The 13,934-nt window shown below is 76.6% G+C and carries 12 protein-coding genes; 3 read left to right on the top strand and 9 right to left on the bottom strand.

Features of this window, described 5'->3' with window-relative positions; translation table 11 throughout:
* Positions 1-14 precede the first annotated feature (14 nt).
* Together ACRYM2_RS06090 and ACRYM2_RS06085 are read left to right on the top strand one after the other, a co-directional pair.
* Positions 15-791: a prolyl oligopeptidase family serine peptidase gene (locus ACRYM2_RS06090; protein ID WP_432520676.1), complete on the top strand. Its 777-nt coding sequence runs from the start codon at positions 15-17 to the stop codon at positions 789-791.
* A gap of 3 nt (positions 792-794) precedes the next feature.
* Positions 795-2,321 (top strand): Mur ligase family protein, encoded by a 1,527-nt coding sequence (locus ACRYM2_RS06085; protein WP_432520675.1) that lies wholly within the window; start codon positions 795-797, stop codon positions 2,319-2,321.
* A 28-nt stretch (positions 2,322-2,349) separates the two neighbouring features.
* Here the strand turns inward: ACRYM2_RS06085 and ACRYM2_RS06080 are convergent, their stop codons facing one another.
* The 9 genes from ACRYM2_RS06080 to ACRYM2_RS06040 form a co-directional block, all read right to left on the bottom strand.
* Positions 2,350-3,261, bottom strand: coding sequence for a hypothetical protein (locus tag ACRYM2_RS06080; RefSeq protein WP_432520674.1), 912 nt, complete (start codon positions 3,259-3,261; stop codon positions 2,350-2,352).
* A gap of 51 nt (positions 3,262-3,312) precedes the next feature.
* A complete protein-coding gene (locus tag ACRYM2_RS06075) occupies positions 3,313-4,338 on the bottom strand; it encodes an ABC transporter ATP-binding protein (protein ID WP_432520749.1) in 1,026 nt (341 codons plus the stop codon).
* 83 nt (positions 4,339-4,421) lie between these two features.
* Positions 4,422-5,498 carry an ABC transporter ATP-binding protein gene (locus tag ACRYM2_RS06070; RefSeq protein ID WP_432520673.1) on the bottom strand — a complete coding sequence of 359 codons (1,077 nt, stop codon included), beginning with the start codon at positions 5,496-5,498 and terminating at the stop codon, positions 4,422-4,424.
* Positions 5,495-6,406, bottom strand: coding sequence for an ABC transporter permease (locus ACRYM2_RS06065; RefSeq protein ID WP_432520747.1), 912 nt, complete (start codon positions 6,404-6,406; stop codon positions 5,495-5,497). The genes ACRYM2_RS06070 and ACRYM2_RS06065 overlap by 4 nt, the downstream gene beginning before the upstream one ends.
* Positions 6,407-6,450: 44 nt before the next feature.
* On the bottom strand, positions 6,451-7,392 hold the full coding sequence (locus tag ACRYM2_RS06060; protein ID WP_432520672.1) for an ABC transporter permease: 942 nt from the start codon (positions 7,390-7,392) through the stop codon (positions 6,451-6,453).
* Positions 7,389-8,930, bottom strand: coding sequence for an ABC transporter substrate-binding protein (locus tag ACRYM2_RS06055; protein ID WP_432520671.1), 1,542 nt, complete (start codon positions 8,928-8,930; stop codon positions 7,389-7,391). The genes ACRYM2_RS06060 and ACRYM2_RS06055 overlap by 4 nt, the downstream gene beginning before the upstream one ends.
* Positions 8,931-9,060: 130 nt before the next feature.
* Positions 9,061-10,029 (bottom strand): lysylphosphatidylglycerol synthase domain-containing protein, encoded by a 969-nt coding sequence (locus ACRYM2_RS06050; RefSeq protein ID WP_432520669.1) that lies wholly within the window; start codon positions 10,027-10,029, stop codon positions 9,061-9,063.
* A 30-nt stretch (positions 10,030-10,059) separates the two neighbouring features.
* Positions 10,060-12,063: a glycosyltransferase gene (locus ACRYM2_RS06045; RefSeq protein WP_432520668.1), complete on the bottom strand. Its 2,004-nt coding sequence runs from the start codon at positions 12,061-12,063 to the stop codon at positions 10,060-10,062.
* Complete coding sequence (locus ACRYM2_RS06040) at positions 12,060-13,019, bottom strand: glycosyltransferase family 2 protein (protein WP_432520666.1); 960 nt, start codon at positions 13,017-13,019, stop codon at positions 12,060-12,062. Before ACRYM2_RS06040 ends, ACRYM2_RS06045 begins: the two co-directional genes overlap by 4 nt.
* Before the next feature lie 96 nt (positions 13,020-13,115).
* On the opposite strand from ACRYM2_RS06040, the gene ACRYM2_RS06035 reads away from it, so the two are divergent.
* Positions 13,116-13,880 carry a class I SAM-dependent methyltransferase gene (locus tag ACRYM2_RS06035; protein WP_432520665.1) on the top strand — a complete coding sequence of 255 codons (765 nt, stop codon included), beginning with the start codon at positions 13,116-13,118 and terminating at the stop codon, positions 13,878-13,880.
* Positions 13,881-13,934: the final 54 nt, after the last annotated feature.

Below are 13,934 nucleotides of genomic sequence, written 5' to 3'. Positions count from 1 at the left end.
GCGAGGATGCCGCCGTGCCCGCGATCCACGACGTCGGTCCCGAGGGCGGCCCGCTGCTCGACCTGCACCTGCCGGGGCAGGGCAGCGGCAGCGGCCCCTGGCCGGTGCTCACCTGGTCCCACGGCTCGGCGTTCCGCCGCGACGACGGCCGCCGGGGCGCCGACGCCGTGGCCGGGGTGTTCAACCCCCTCGGCATCGCCGTCGCGGGGGTGGCGGTCCGCTCCAGCGCGCAGGCGCTCTTCCCCGCCCAGCGCGAGGACGTCGCGGCCGCGCTGCGCTTCCTGCGCGAGCAGGGCCGGCGCTGGTCCCTCGACGGCCGCCGGGTCGTGACCGCCGGGGAGTCCTCCGGCGGCTGGGCCGCGGCGATGGGCGCGCTGACCACCGACCTCGTCGCGGGTGCGGTCGCGTTCTACCCGCCGACGGACTTCCTGGCCATGGACGCGCAGGCGCCGCCCGGCGCCACCCTCGTGCACGACGACGCCGGCTCCCCGGAGTCGCAGCTGGTGGGCGCCGCGATCCGGACCGTGCCGGAGCTGGCCCGCGAGGCCTCCCCGGTCTCCCACGTGCACCCCGGCGCACCGCCGTTCCTGCTCGTGCACGGCACCCTCGACGAGCTGGTCCCCGCCGGGCAGAGCCGCTCGCTGGCGCAGGCGCTGGAGCGCGCGGGCGTCGAGGTCGCCCACGTCGAGGTTCCCGACGCCGGGCACGGGGCGTGGCGGGAGTGGATCGGGCGGGACGACGTCGTGCGCTTCGTCCGCACCCGCCTCGCCGCGGCCCCGGCCGCCGGGTAGCCGGTGACCGGCTCCCCGGCGGTGCCGGGTGGACCGCGGCGCCGGCGCCCCGCGCTGGTGCGCCCCGTCGGGCTGGCCGAGCTGCGGCAGCTGCTGGCGCTGCCGGCGGTGGCCGGCGAGGACCTCGTGGGGGTGCGCGGGCTGACGCTGGACTCGCGGCGCGTGCTGCCCGGCGACCTCTACGCCGCGCTGCCGGGGGCGCGCCACCACGGTGCGCGCTTCGCGGACGGGGCCCGGGCCGCCGGGGCGGTCGCGGCGCTCAGCGACCGCCCGCTGCCGGGGCTGCCGACCCTCGTCGTGCCCGATCCGCGCGCGGTGCTCGGGCAGCTGGCGGCCCACCTGCACGAGCACCCCAGCCGGCAGCTGGAGGTGTACGGGGTCACCGGCACCAACGGCAAGACGAGCACCACCCACCTCATCGACGCGGGCCTGCGCGCCGCGGGCCGGCGCACCGGCCTGCTGAGCGGGGTGCAGCTGCGCACCCCGCGCTGGTCGCGCCCGGCGCAGCGCACGACGCCGGAGGCCCCGGAGCTGCAGGAGGTGCTGGCCGCGCTGCGCGAGCAGGGCGCGAGCTGCGCGGCGGTGGAGGTCTCCAGCCACGGCCTGGCGCTGCACCGGGTGGACGGCACGTGCTTCCGCGCCGCGGTGTTCACCAACCTCGGCAGCGACCACCTGGACCTGCACGGCGACGAGGAGTCCTACTTCGCCGCCAAGGCCTCGCTGTTCGCGCCGCAGCGCTGCGCGCTCGCGGTGGTCAACGTCGACGACGCCCACGGGCGCAGGCTGGCCGCGCAGGTGCGCACCCCGCTCGTCACGTTCTCCGCGGCCGGGCGCCCCGGTGCCGACTGGCGCGCCGCCGACGTGCGGGCGGACGCGCACGGGACCTCCTTCCGGCTGCTGGGGCCGGGGGTCGACCGGCGCGTGCGCTCGCGGCTGCTGGGCGCCCACCAGGTCGACAACGCCCTCGGGGCGCTCGCCGCCCTGCACGCCGGCGGGGTCGAGGTGGAGGCCGCCGCCCGCGGGGTGGAGGAGCTGGCGGGGGTGCCCGGGCGGCTGCAGCGGGTCGACGCCGGTCAGCCGTTCCTCGCGCTCGTCGACCACGTGCACAACGTGGCGGCCCAGCAGCGGCTGCTGCCCTTCCTGCGCACCCTCACCCGCGGGCGCCTGGTGGTGGTGCTGGGCGCGACCGGCGAGCGGGACCCCGGCAAGCGCGCCCCGCTGGGCCGCACGGCCGCGCAGCTGGCCGACGTCGTCGTGGTCACCGACGAGAGCCCGCACGGCGAGGACCCCGCGCTGCTGCGGGAGGCGGTCGCCGCGGGGGCGCGCGGCGCCGGCGCCGCGCAGGTGCACGTGGAGGCCGACCGCGACCGGGCGCTGCGGCTGGCCGTGGCGCTGGCGGCACCGGGCGACGTGCTCGTCGTCGGCGGCCGCGGTCACGACGGGCACCTGGTCGCGGGCGGGCGCAGCCGCCCCTTCGACGACGTCGCGCGGCTGCGGGCGGCGCTGGAGGAGCTGGACGCCGGGGACTGAGCGCCGCCGCCCGCCCGCGGCGCGCAGCTCAGCCCGTCGCGGGGCGGGCGCTCCCCAGCCGGGCGGCGCCCACGCCGGCGGCCCGCAGCTCCTCGAGCAGGACTCGCAGCAGCGCGGCCGCGACGACGACGGACACGGCGCCCCCGCGGTCCAGGTCCACCCACGGGCCGCCCGGCCCCGGGTGCACCTGCGGCGGCGCGCCTCCCAGGTCGGCGGGGTCCAGCTCGAAGGCCTCGAACTCGTGGCCGCCGTCACCGACCAGCCGCGAGCGAGCGGCGGTCGCGGCCAGGGCGCGCGCAGCCCGTTCCGGGTGGTCGCCGGCCACCGCGACCGACCAGTCCTGGCGCGGGCGGCCGTCGTCACCGTCCGCGAGGCCGAAGAGGTCCTCGGCCAGGACCACCCCCTCCCCCGCCCCGCTCCGCTCCAGCTCGTGCCGCAGGGCGCGGTGCAGCCAGCGCTGCGACCGCGCCAGCGGAGCGCGCCGGCGGCTGAGGCAGCAGTAGGCGTGGGCGGCCGTCACCGTCGTGCGCGGGTCCTGCGCCACGGCGCGCTCGAGCCAGGGGGCGGCCGCCTCGGGCTCACCGCGCCGGCACAGCGCCTGGCCCAGCGCCAGGGCCGCGGCGGGGTCGCGGCCCTCGACGGCGGCCCGCTGCAGCACCGGCAGCAGGACGGCCTCGTGCGCGGCCTCGCGCTCGGCCTGCTCGGCCAGCGCCTCCAGGTGGCGGTGCTCCGCGGTGTCGCCGTGGGCCCGGCACCAGGCCGCGAGCCGACGCGCCGCGTCCGCGTCCTCCTCGGCCGCTCGACGCCACTGCGCCCGCTGCTCCTCGGTGCTGGCGCGCACCTCGGCCGACGCGGCCAGGCGCGCCTCGTCGGAGGCCCGGCGGCCCGCTGGGCGCGCCAGCTCGGGCCAGCGGCGCTCCCGGGCGGTCGAGTGCTCCATGTCCGGAGTATCGGCAACGGGTCCGGGTGCGGCACGCCGACCCCTGCACCTTCATCCGCCCGGCTGCGTGCGGCTGCTCGGCGTGTCCACCTGGGAGCGGAGCGCTCGCGGGTCGCCGACCGCCACCACCCCGTGCAGGTGGCAGGCGGCGGTGTGGCCGCCGCCCACGTCCTGCAGGGCGGGGTCGACGTCGGGACAGGGCGCGAAGGCGTGCCGGCAGCGGGTGCGGAAGCGGCACCCCGACGGCACCCGCGCGGCGGAGGGGACGTCACCGGTGAGCACGATGCGCTCGCGGGCGCGCTCCAGCTTCGGCGAGGGCAGCGGCACCGCCGACAGCAGCGCCTGCGTGTACGGGTGCTGCGGGGAGCGGCTGAGCTCGGCGGCGTCGGCGACCTCGACGACCCGGCCCAGGTACATGACGGCGATGCGGTCGGACAGGTGGCGCACGGCGGCGAGGTCGTGGGAGACGAACAGCAGGGTCAGCCCCAGCCGCCGCTGCAGCGAGCGCAGCAGGTTCAGCACCTGCGCCTGGACGCTGACGTCGAGGGAGGCGATGGCCTCGTCGCAGACGACGAAGTCGGGCTCGCCGGCCAGCGCCCGGGCGATGCCCACGCGCTGGCGCTGCCCGCCGGAGAACTCGTGCGGGTAGCGGGAGGCCACGGAGGGGTCCATGCCCACCAGCTCCAGCAGCTCGGCGACCCGGGCCGCGCGCGCCGCGGCGCCCGGGTGCAGGCCGTGCACCTGCAGCGGCTCGGCGATCGTCTGCCCCACCGTCAGGCGCGGGTCGAGGGAGGCGTAGGGGTCCTGGAAGACCATGACGGCCCGCCGCCGCAGCGCGCGCAGCGCCGGGCGGCTCAGGGCGGTGACGTCGGTGCCGTCGAACTCGACGCTCCCGCCGGTGGGCTCCACCAGCCGCAGCAGCGCGTTGCCCAGCGTGGACTTGCCGCAGCCGGACTCCCCCACCAGGCCGAGCACCTCGCCGCGGCGCACGTCCAGGTCGACGCCGTCGACGGCGCGCACGGCACCGGTCTGCCTGCGGCGCACCCCCTTGGAGCGGACCGGGAAGTGCACCTGCAGACCGCGCGCCCGCACGAGCACCTCGGGCCCGCCCGCCGCACCGCCCGCCGCACCGCCCGCGGCGACCTGCGCACCGGACCCGTTCACGCGCCCACCTCCGCCTGCTGGAGCCGATCGCCGTAGAAGGTGGCGGCCCGGTGCGGCACCGGGCCGCCGCCGCGCACGGGCACCAGGGGCGGCTGCTCGGTGGCGCAGCGCTCGTCGCCGCGCACCGGGCAGCGCGGCCAGAACACGCACCCGGCCGGCAGGTCCGTCGGCGGCGGCGGGGTCCCGCCGATCGCGACGAGGTCGGGGCGCTCGGCGGGGGCGCCGTCCGCGCCGTCGTCGTCGTGCAGGGCGGGCAGCGCACCGAGCAGGCCGCGGGTGTACGGGTGCGCCGGGGTCTCGAAGACGTCGTCGACGGAGCCGTCCTCCACGCAGCGCCCGCCGTACATCACCAGGACGCGGTCGGCGGTGCCGGCGACGACGCCGAGGTCGTGGGTGATCCACACCACGCCGGTGCCGTGCTCGCGCTGCAGACCCGCGACCAGCTCCAGGATCTGCGCCTGCACCGTCACGTCCAGCGCCGTCGTCGCCTCGTCGGCGATGAGCAGCGCGGGGTCGCCGGACAGGGCGATGGCGATGACCACGCGCTGGCGCATGCCGCCGGACAGCTCGTGCGGGTAGCGGTCCAGGGCACCCTTCGGGTCGGGCAGGCCGACGTCGGCGAGCAGCTCGGCGGCGCGGGCGCGGGCGGCCCTCCTCCCGCCGGCCCGGCCGTGCGCGAGCAGCCCCTCGGTGAGCTGGCGGCCCACGGTCAGCACGGGGTTCAGCGAGGTCATGGGGTCCTGGAAGACCATGCCGATGCCGTTGCCGCGCACCGTGCGCAGCTCGGCCTCGGACATGGCCAGCAGGTCGCGGCCGCGGAAGGCGGCGGTGCCGCTGACGCGGGCGTGGCCGGGCAGCAGCCCCAGCAGCGCCATCACCGACACGCTCTTGCCGCTGCCGGACTCCCCCACGACGGCGACGGTCTCGCCCGCGGCCACGGAGTAGCTGAGGCCGTTGACGATGGCCGCGGTGCCGCGGGCGGTGTCCACCTGCACCCGCAGGTCGCGCACGTCGAGCACCGTCCGCCGGCCGCCGGCCGGGCTGGTCGCGGCGTCGTCCACGAGCTGGTTCACGAGGTCCTCCGGGGGGTGCGGCGACGGCGGCCGGACCGGGCGCGCGCCGCCTCCAGCGCGCTGCGCTGCTGCGGGTCGAGCACGTCGCGCAGCCCGTCGCCCAGCAGGTTGAAGGCCAGGACGAGGACGACGATGGCCAGGCCCGGGAAGACCGCGATCCACCAGGCCAGGTCGACGTAGCCGCGCCCCTCCGCGAGCATCCGCCCCCAGCTGGGGTCGGGCGGCTGGGTGCCCAGGCCGACGAAGCTCAGCGCGGCCTCGGCGAGCACCGCGAACGCCAGGCTCACCGAGGTCTGCACGATGATCGGCGGCAGCGCGTTCGGCAGCACGTGCCGGAACAGCAGCCGCAGGTCGGAGGCGCCCACCGAGCGGGAGGCGCGCACGAACACGCTCTCCTTGACGCCGAGGACGGCGGCGCGGGTGACGCGCGCGAACACCGGCGTGTAGGTGATGCCGATCGCGATCATCGCGTTCGTCGTGCCCGGTCCGAGGACGGCGATGACGGCGATCGCCAGCAGCATGGCGGGGAAGGCGAAGAGCACGTCCATGAGGCGCATGAGCGCGGTGTCCAGCCAGCGGCCGTAGAAGCCGGCGAACAACCCCACGAGCACGCCGCAGACCAGCGAGAACCCGACGGCGACGACCCCCACCTGCAGGGAGACCCTCGCGCCGAGCACGACGCGGCTGAGGATGTCGCGGCCGAGGTCGTCGGTGCCGAACCAGTGCCCGGCCCCGGGGGGCTGCAGGCGCTGCTGCACGTCGACCTCGTTGGCGCCGCTGGGCGCGATCTGGTCGTCGAACAGGGCCAGGAGCACCACCCCGACGAGCACGAGCGCGCCGAACAGCGCCGGCGGGGAGCCGAGCAGCAGCCGGGCGCCGGCCAGGAACCGGCTGCGCTGCGGGCGCACCGACGTGGCCGCGGGGGCACCGGCGGGTGCGGCGGGTGCGGCGCTCACGCGCTGATCCTCGGGTCGAGCTTGGAGTACAGCAGGTCCACCACCAGGTTCAGCAGCAGGAACACGAACGCGAACAGCAGCACGGCGCCCTGCAGCACGGGGTAGTCGCGCGCCTCCACCGACTGCAGCGCGAGCTGGCCCAGCCCCGGCCAGGCGAAGACGATCTCCACGACCACGACCCCCGAGAGCAGGTAGGCCAGCTGGACGCCGGTGACGGTGACCAGCGGCAGCAGCGCGTTGCGCAGCACGTGCCAGTCCAGCACCGCCCGCGGCGGCAGGCCCTTGGCGCGCGCGGTGCGCACGTGCTCGGCGCCCAGGGCCTCCAGGACGCTGGAGCGGGTGAAGCGGGTCAGCACGCTGCCGGAGACCAGCCCGGTCGTCACGGCCGGCAGCACCAGCGAGCGCAACCACAGCGCCGGGTCCTGGCTGAAGGGCACGTACCCGCTGGAGGGGAACCAGCCCAGCGTCCCGGCGAACAGCAGGATGAGCATGATGCCCATCCAGAACTCCGGCACCGAGATGCCGATCTGGCTGAGCACCGTGGAGGCGCCGTCGACGAACGAGCGCGGCCGCAGCGCCGAGGCCGTGCCCAGCGGCACCGCGATGAGCAGCGCGACGAGGATCGAGGCGAGCGCCAGCGACAGCGTCGCGGGCAGCCGCTCCAGGATGAGCGCGGTGACCGGGTCCCCGGAGCGGAAGCTGACGCCGAGGTCACCGGTCACCGCGTGGCCGATCCACTGCACGTACTGCACCACGAGCGGCTGGTCCAGCCCGGCGCGCTCGCGCAGCGCGTCGTAGGTCGCCTGGTCGAAGCGGGTGCCCAGCGCCAGGCGCACCGGGTCGCCCGGGACCAGGTGCACCAGCGCGAACGTCACGACGCTCACCCCCAGCAGGACCACGACGGCCTGCAGGGTGCGCCGCACGGCCAGCCCGGTCACGACGGCAGGGTGACCGTCTCGAAGTCGACGGCCTTGTCGGCGCGGGTCTCGTAGCCGGTGATCCCCGGCTTCCACGCCTGGATGGCGTCCGGGTTGTACAGGTACAGGTACGACACGTCGTCGACGATCTGCTGCGCGGCCTGGTCGTACAGCGACTTGCGGGTGGCCCGGTCCCCCTCCACCCCGGCGCGGTCGAGCAGGTCGTCGGTGACGGGGTTGGAGTACTTCTGGTAGTTGTTCGGCCCGCCGGTGCGGTGCTGCTCGTTGTAGAAGTCCGCCGGGTCGATGTTGCCCAGCCAGCCGAGCATGAACGCGTCGAAGTCGCCGCGGCCCTGGCGGTCCAGCCAGGTGGCGAAGTCCTCGGTCTGGATGTCCACGGTGATGCCCAGCGGTTCCAGCTGGCTGGCGATGACCTGGGCGGCGGTGACGGTCTCGGGGTACTCGGAGGTCACCATGAGGCCCATCGTCAGCGGCCCGCTCACCCCGGCGCCGGCGAGCAGGGACTTCGCCTGGTCGACGTCGGTGGTGAAGGGCGCGTAGTCGTGGTGCCACTCGCTGCCCTCGGGGATCGCCGTCTGGTTCACCCGGGCGGTGTCGAAGCGCGCGGCCTCGGTGATCGCCTCGCGGTCCAGCGCGAACGCGACGGCGCGGCGGACGTCGCGGGAGTCGAAGGGCGCCTTGGCGCAGTTCATCGCCAGGTACCAGTAGTCGACGCTGGCGACCTGGCCGAGCTCGACGGCGTCGTCGTCGGCCAGCGAGGCGACCTGCTGGGCGGGGACGTTGTCGGTCCACTGCACCTGGTCGCCGGTGAGCGCGGTGAGGGCCGCGGCGGGTTCGGTGATGAACTGGAAGGTGACCCCGCCGATCGAGGGCGCCTGGCCCCAGTAGTCCTCGAAGCGGGTCAGCGCGATCTCGCTGGCGCCCGAGCTCTCCAGCCGGAACGGCCCGGTGCCGACGGCCTTCGTCGTCAGCGACGCCTCGTCCACCGACTTCGGCAGGATCGCCATGCCCTTGAACCCGCCGATGTTGGAGAGCAGGTTGGGCGTGGGGGCGCTGAGGGTGAGCACGACGTGGGTCGGGTCCTGGGCGACCACGTCGGCGACGCTGGCGAAGCGGGCGGAGTTGGCCAGCTGCTGGTCGATGATCCGCCGGTAGGAGAAGACGACGTCGTCGGCGGTGAACGGGGACCCGTCGTGGAAGACGACGCCCTCGCGCAGGGTGAAGGTCCAGGTGAGCTGGTCGTCGCTGGTCGTCCACTCCGTCGCCAGCGACGGCTGCATCGACAGGTCGTCGGCGCTGGGCACGACGAGGGTGTCGTAGACGTTCTCCAGCACCTGGAAGCTGGCGTAGGCGGTCGTCTTGTGCGGGTCCAGCTGGTCGGGCTGGGCGCTGATCGCGGCGACGAACGCCGCGGCGTCCCCACCACCGCCGCCACCGGTCCCACCGGAGCCGCCGGTGTCGACGCCCTCCCCGGTGCTGCAGCCGGCCACCACGATCGACGAGGCGGCGAGCGAGGTCAGGACGGTTCTGCGGCGCACGGCGGCCTCCTGCGGGCGTCGTCGACGTTCCTCGGACGCCGACACACCCTGCCGACAAGTGCGCCCGAGCACCAACCGGGATCGCCCGCGGACGGGCTTCGTGACCAGATCGACACCCGGCGCGGGGCGCTCAGCCCTCGCGGGCGGCCTCCTGCGCGCGCACCCGCGCCAGCGCCGAGCGCGATCCGAGCAGCGCGGCACCGGCCAGCAGCAGGTCGGCCAGCGTCAGCAGCACCCGGGAGGCGAGGACGACGACGGCCGCTCCCCCGCTGCCGGTGGCCAGCGCCAGCACCGCCCCGAGGACCAGCTCGCGCGCGCCGGCGCCCGCGGGGGCCAGGACGACGAGGAAGCCGACCAGCCAGGCGAGCGCGTACCCGCCCAGCGCGAGCGCCAGCGCCGACCCGGCCGGCCAGTCCAGCCCGACCGCGCGCGCCAGCACGAGCACCTGCAGGCCGACGGCCGCCCACGAGGCCAGCGCCCACGCGGCCGAGGCGAGCACCCCGCGCCAGCTCACGGCGTGCTCCAGCGGCTCCTGGCGGGCCAGGCGCAGCAGCAGCCGCAGCAGCGGGTTGACGACCGCGGGCACGAGCACCACCAGCAGCGGCACCGTCAGCCAGCGCAGCCAGCCGGTCCACTCCCAGCCCTCGATCCGCCGCCCGTGCAGGGCCAGCGGCAGCACGGCCGCCACCAGCAGCGAGGCGGTCGTCATCGACACCAGCAGCGCCACCACCAGCGCCGAGCCGGTGCGCCGGCGCGGCACCCCGTGGTCGCGGGCCAGCTCGGCCTGCGCGACGAACTGGAAGACCGTGCCGGGCACGTAGCGGCCGAGCTGGCCGACGAAGAAGACCCGCGCGGCCGCCCGCCGCGGCAGCGGCGAGCCCAGGTCGGCCAGCACCGCCCGCCAGCTGGCCCCCGACAGCGCGACGTTGGCCACCGACAGCGCGGCGGCCAGCAGCACCGCCCCCGCGTCCAGGCGCGCGGCGGCGTCGGCGATCGCGGCGCGGTCGCGCACGACGTAGGCCACGGCCAGCGCGAGGGCGAGGAGCAGGAAGCCCCCCCGCACCACGGGCGAGCGCAGCAGGGCCGGCAGCCGGGTCACCGCCGGGTCACCGCGGGGATCACCGGAGGATCAGCGCCGCACGAACGTCAGCAGCACGAACGTGTAGTCCAGCCCGGTGCGCGCCCAGTGCACCGGCCGCTGCGGGTGGGCGAGCACCTCGTCGGTGAGCTCGCCCACGAGCTCCAGGCCCAGGCCGGCGGCGGTGGCGACCAGCTCGCGCAGGTCGGCCGGGGAGAAGATCCGCACCGGTGCGCCGTAGGCGGTGACGCCCGTGGTGTCCGGCGGGTCGGCGTCGTAGTCGGTGGACAGCGCCAGCACCCCGCCCGGGCGCAGCACGCGCGCCGTCTCGGCGAGGAAGGCCGGCACCGGCACGCCGTGCTCGATGACCGACATGCACGTCACGGCGTCCAGGCAGCCGTCGGGCAGGCCCGTGGCGGTGACGTCGCCGTGGCGGAACTCCACGCCGTCGCGGGTGACGGTCGCGCCGAACTCCAGGTTGATCCCGACCAGGGAGCCCCTGGTGCCCCCCAGGCCGTACAGGCGCAGCCACGGCAGCACCGGCGAGTAGCGGGCGCTGCCGGCGTCCAGCACGCGCGCGGTGCGCGAGCCGTCGTCGGCCAGGGTGAGCACGGCCGCCACGGCGCCGAGGGCGTCCCAGTTCTTCGGGGCGTCCGGGTGCGCCGGCAGGCGCAGGCGCCGGGTCTGCGCGAGCGCGTCGGCGACCTCCGCGGCGTCCTGCAGGACACCCGTGCGCGGCACCCCGCTGGGCACCGGGCGCCGGGCCGGGGCCGCGCCCAGGCGCCGGGCGGCCAGCTGCTCGCCGACGCGGCGCTGCACGCCCACGCGCGTCCACAGGGCGTGCTCGGCCCCGCGCTTGGCCAGCGCCAGCAGCGCCCCGCCGGGCGGGGCGGCGGCCGTCCCGCCCTGCGCGGCGGCCTCGAGGGCGGCCAGGTAGCGGTCCCAGGGCTCCTCCAGGTCCGGCGCCTGCACGCCGTCGCGCAGCTCCCGCAGCCGGCCGCCGCTCAGGCGCAGCACCCCCTCGACGAGCGCGGGCACGCTGCCGGGCTCGACGAGGACGCCGTCGACGCCGTCGCGCACCTGGGCGGGGAAGGAGCCGACCCGGGTGGCCAGCACGGGCAGGCCGTGGGCGAAGGCCAGCAGCGCGTTCTGCGAGGCCGTCGCCGAGCGGTAGGGCAGCACGAGCGCGTCGTGCGCGGCGAGCAGCTCCGGCAGCTGCGCGGCCGGCACGTAGCCCTCGCGCAGCTCCACGTGCCCGCGCATCCCGGGGGCCTGCGCGAGCTCGCGCACCCGCCGGCCGGCCTCGCCCCACAGCTCCCCGGCGATGGTCAGCCGGGCGTCGACGCCGCGCTGGTGGACCTCGCCCAGCGCCTGCAGCAGCAGGTCCACGCCCTTGTAGTCGCGGACCACGCCGAGGCTGAGCAGGCGCACCCCGCCGTCGCGCGGCACGCGCGAGCCGGCGGGCGCCGGCACGCGGGGCCCGCCGGGCAGGTGCGGGGGCAGGTCGGCGACCTCGACGCGGCGCGCGCCGTGGGCGTGGGCCAGCTGCGCCTGCTCGTCGGAGTGCACGAGCACGCCGTCCACGGCGGACAGCAGCCGGCCCACCAGCAGCGCGTCGCCGGGCCGCGCCTCGTGCGGCAGCACGTTGTGGGCCACCACGACGGTGCGCGCGCCCGAGCGCGCCGAGCGCATCCCGGCGAGGACCCCCAGCAGCGCGGGCACCTGCAGCGGCACGACGTGGGTGAGGACGACGAGGTCGGCGGCGGCGACCCGCCGGCCGGTGCGCCACCACGACGCCGGGGAGCTCCAGCTGAGCGGGCGCAGGGTCGGGGTGAACTCGGGGACCTCGGGGACCCCGTGCGGCACCTGCAGCTCCCCCGGGTACAGCGCGGCCGGGTACTGCCGGTCCCAGGAGACGAGCTTGACCTGCGCGTCCGACTCGGCGGCCAGGTGCCGGGCCAGCTCGGTGGTGTGCACCGCGGTCCCGCCCTTGGCCGGGTGCGCGGGGCCGACGACGACGACCCTGCGGCCGCGCTGCTGCTCCGGGTGCGTCACCGGGGCTGCCCCGCCCCGTCGTCGCGCGAGCGCACGACGAGGTCGGCCAGCAGCGCCACCGCCCCCACCAGCAGCCCGGACACCAGCAGCAGCACGGTGTTGGCCGGGAAGTAGAACGGGTGGCGGACCATGTCGACGACGGCCTTGACGAAGCCCAGGCCGAAGAGGAACAGCGCCAGCGGCATGAGCACGCGCAGCGGCTCGAAGTACATGACCATCCGCAGCACCTGCAGGATGTAGCGGTAGGCGTCCTTGACGAAGTGGAACTTCGAGGTGCCCGCGCGCTTGGCGTACGAGGTCGGCACGTACTTGACGTCGTGCTGGTTGCACAGGAACGCCAGCGTGATCGTGGTGACGCAGGAGAACCCGGGCGGCAGCAGCCGCAGGTACGGCAGCGACACCTCCTTGCGGAACGCGCGCAGACCGGAGTTCAGGTCGGGGATGCGCTGCTTGGCCAGGACCTCGGCGACCTTGCGGATGACGAACTTCGCGGGCACCCGCAGGACCTTGTGGGTGCCCTCCTCGGTGGTGCGCGCACCGACGACCTGGTCGTAGGAGTCGTCCTCGAGCAGGATCCGCACCAGCTCGGGGATGCGGTCGTTCTCGTAGGTCATGTCCGCGTCGGTCCACACCACGATCTGCCCGCGGGCCATCTGGGTGCCGATGCGGCGCACGGTGCCGGAGCCCCCGTTGCGGCGGAAGCCCACCACGCGCAGGTGCGGGTACTGCTCCTCGGCGCCGCGCAGCACCGCGAGGGTGTCGTCGGTGGAGGCGTCGTCGATGGCCAGCAGCTCGTACGGCATGCCGTCGTCGTCCATGGCCTTGGTGATCCGCTGGATCTCCAGCAGGACGTGCGCTTCCTCGTTGTAGCAGGGCAGCACGATGGTGGCCACGGGCGCGAGGGCGTCTGCTGCGACGGGGACGCTCGCCGGATCGGCAGGGAGTTCGGGAGGCATGGCGGGGCGAGCTTACCCGCGCCGCGTCGCCCGCCCGGCCCGGCGCGGGGGGACCCGCCGTGTCGGCGGGGCCCCGGCGGCGGCACCATGCCTGGCGTGACCCAGCCCCCCGACGACGAGCAGCAGCGCGCAGCGCGCCGGCGCGCGCAGGCCCGCTCCTTCGGCGCCGCCGCGGACGTCTACGAGCGCGCCCGCCCCGGCTACCCCGCCGAGGCCCTGGACTGGCTGCTGCCGCCCGGCGCCCGCCGGGTGCTGGACCTGGGCGCCGGCACCGGCAAGCTGACGCGGGCCCTGCTGGCGCGCGGGCTGGAGGTCGTCGCCGTCGAGCCGACCCCCGGCATGCGCGCGCAGTTCCGCGACGTGCTGCCCGGGGTGGCGCTGCTGGAGGGCAGCGCCGAGTCGATCCCGCTGCCCGACGCCGACGTCGACGCCGTGCTCGTGGCGCAGGCCTGGCACTGGGTCGACCCCGCCACCGCCGCCCCCGAGGTGGCCCGGGTGCTGCGCCCCGGCGGGCGGCTGGGGCTGCTGTGGAACGTGCGCGACGCCGGGGTGGAGTGGCTGGCCCGCCTGGACCGGCTGCTGCCCGGCCCCGGCGAGGAGCAGCTGGGCAGCCTGGCCCCGCGGGTGGGCCCGCCGTTCGGGCCGGTCGAGCGCTACGACGTGCGCTGGTCGCAGCCGGTGGACGTGGACTCGCTGCTGGACCTGACCCGCTCGCGCAGCTGGGTCATCGCCCTCGACGAGGAGCGCCGCCGCGAGGTGCTGGAGGACGTGCGCGCGCAGGCGCAGGCCCGCCTGGAGGCCGTCGGCCACCTGGAGGTCGACTACGTCACCCGCTGCTCGCGCGCCACCGCCCCCGCCTGAGCGCCCCGCCTGTGGACAGCTCGTGATCTTCCACGGTGCACCGTGGAAGATCAC

Source organism: Kineococcus aridisoli (assembly GCF_050871885.1).
In the GTDB taxonomy this organism is placed as follows: Bacteria; Actinomycetota; Actinomycetes; order Actinomycetales; family Kineococcaceae; genus Kineococcus.
Note: the sequence above shows the minus strand (reverse complement) of the source record. Positions and strands in the feature narration are given on the sequence as shown.

Bases quoted from the DNA above. Each gene is read 5' to 3' on its own strand.
- ACRYM2_RS06040 (WP_432520666.1), bottom strand. From the start codon at position 13,019: ATGCCTCCCGAACTCCCTGCCGATCCGGCGAGCGTCCCCGTCGCAGCA.
- ACRYM2_RS06080 (WP_432520674.1), bottom strand. From the start codon at position 3,261: ATGGAGCACTCGACCGCCCGGGAGCGCCGCTGGCCCGAGCTGGCGCGC.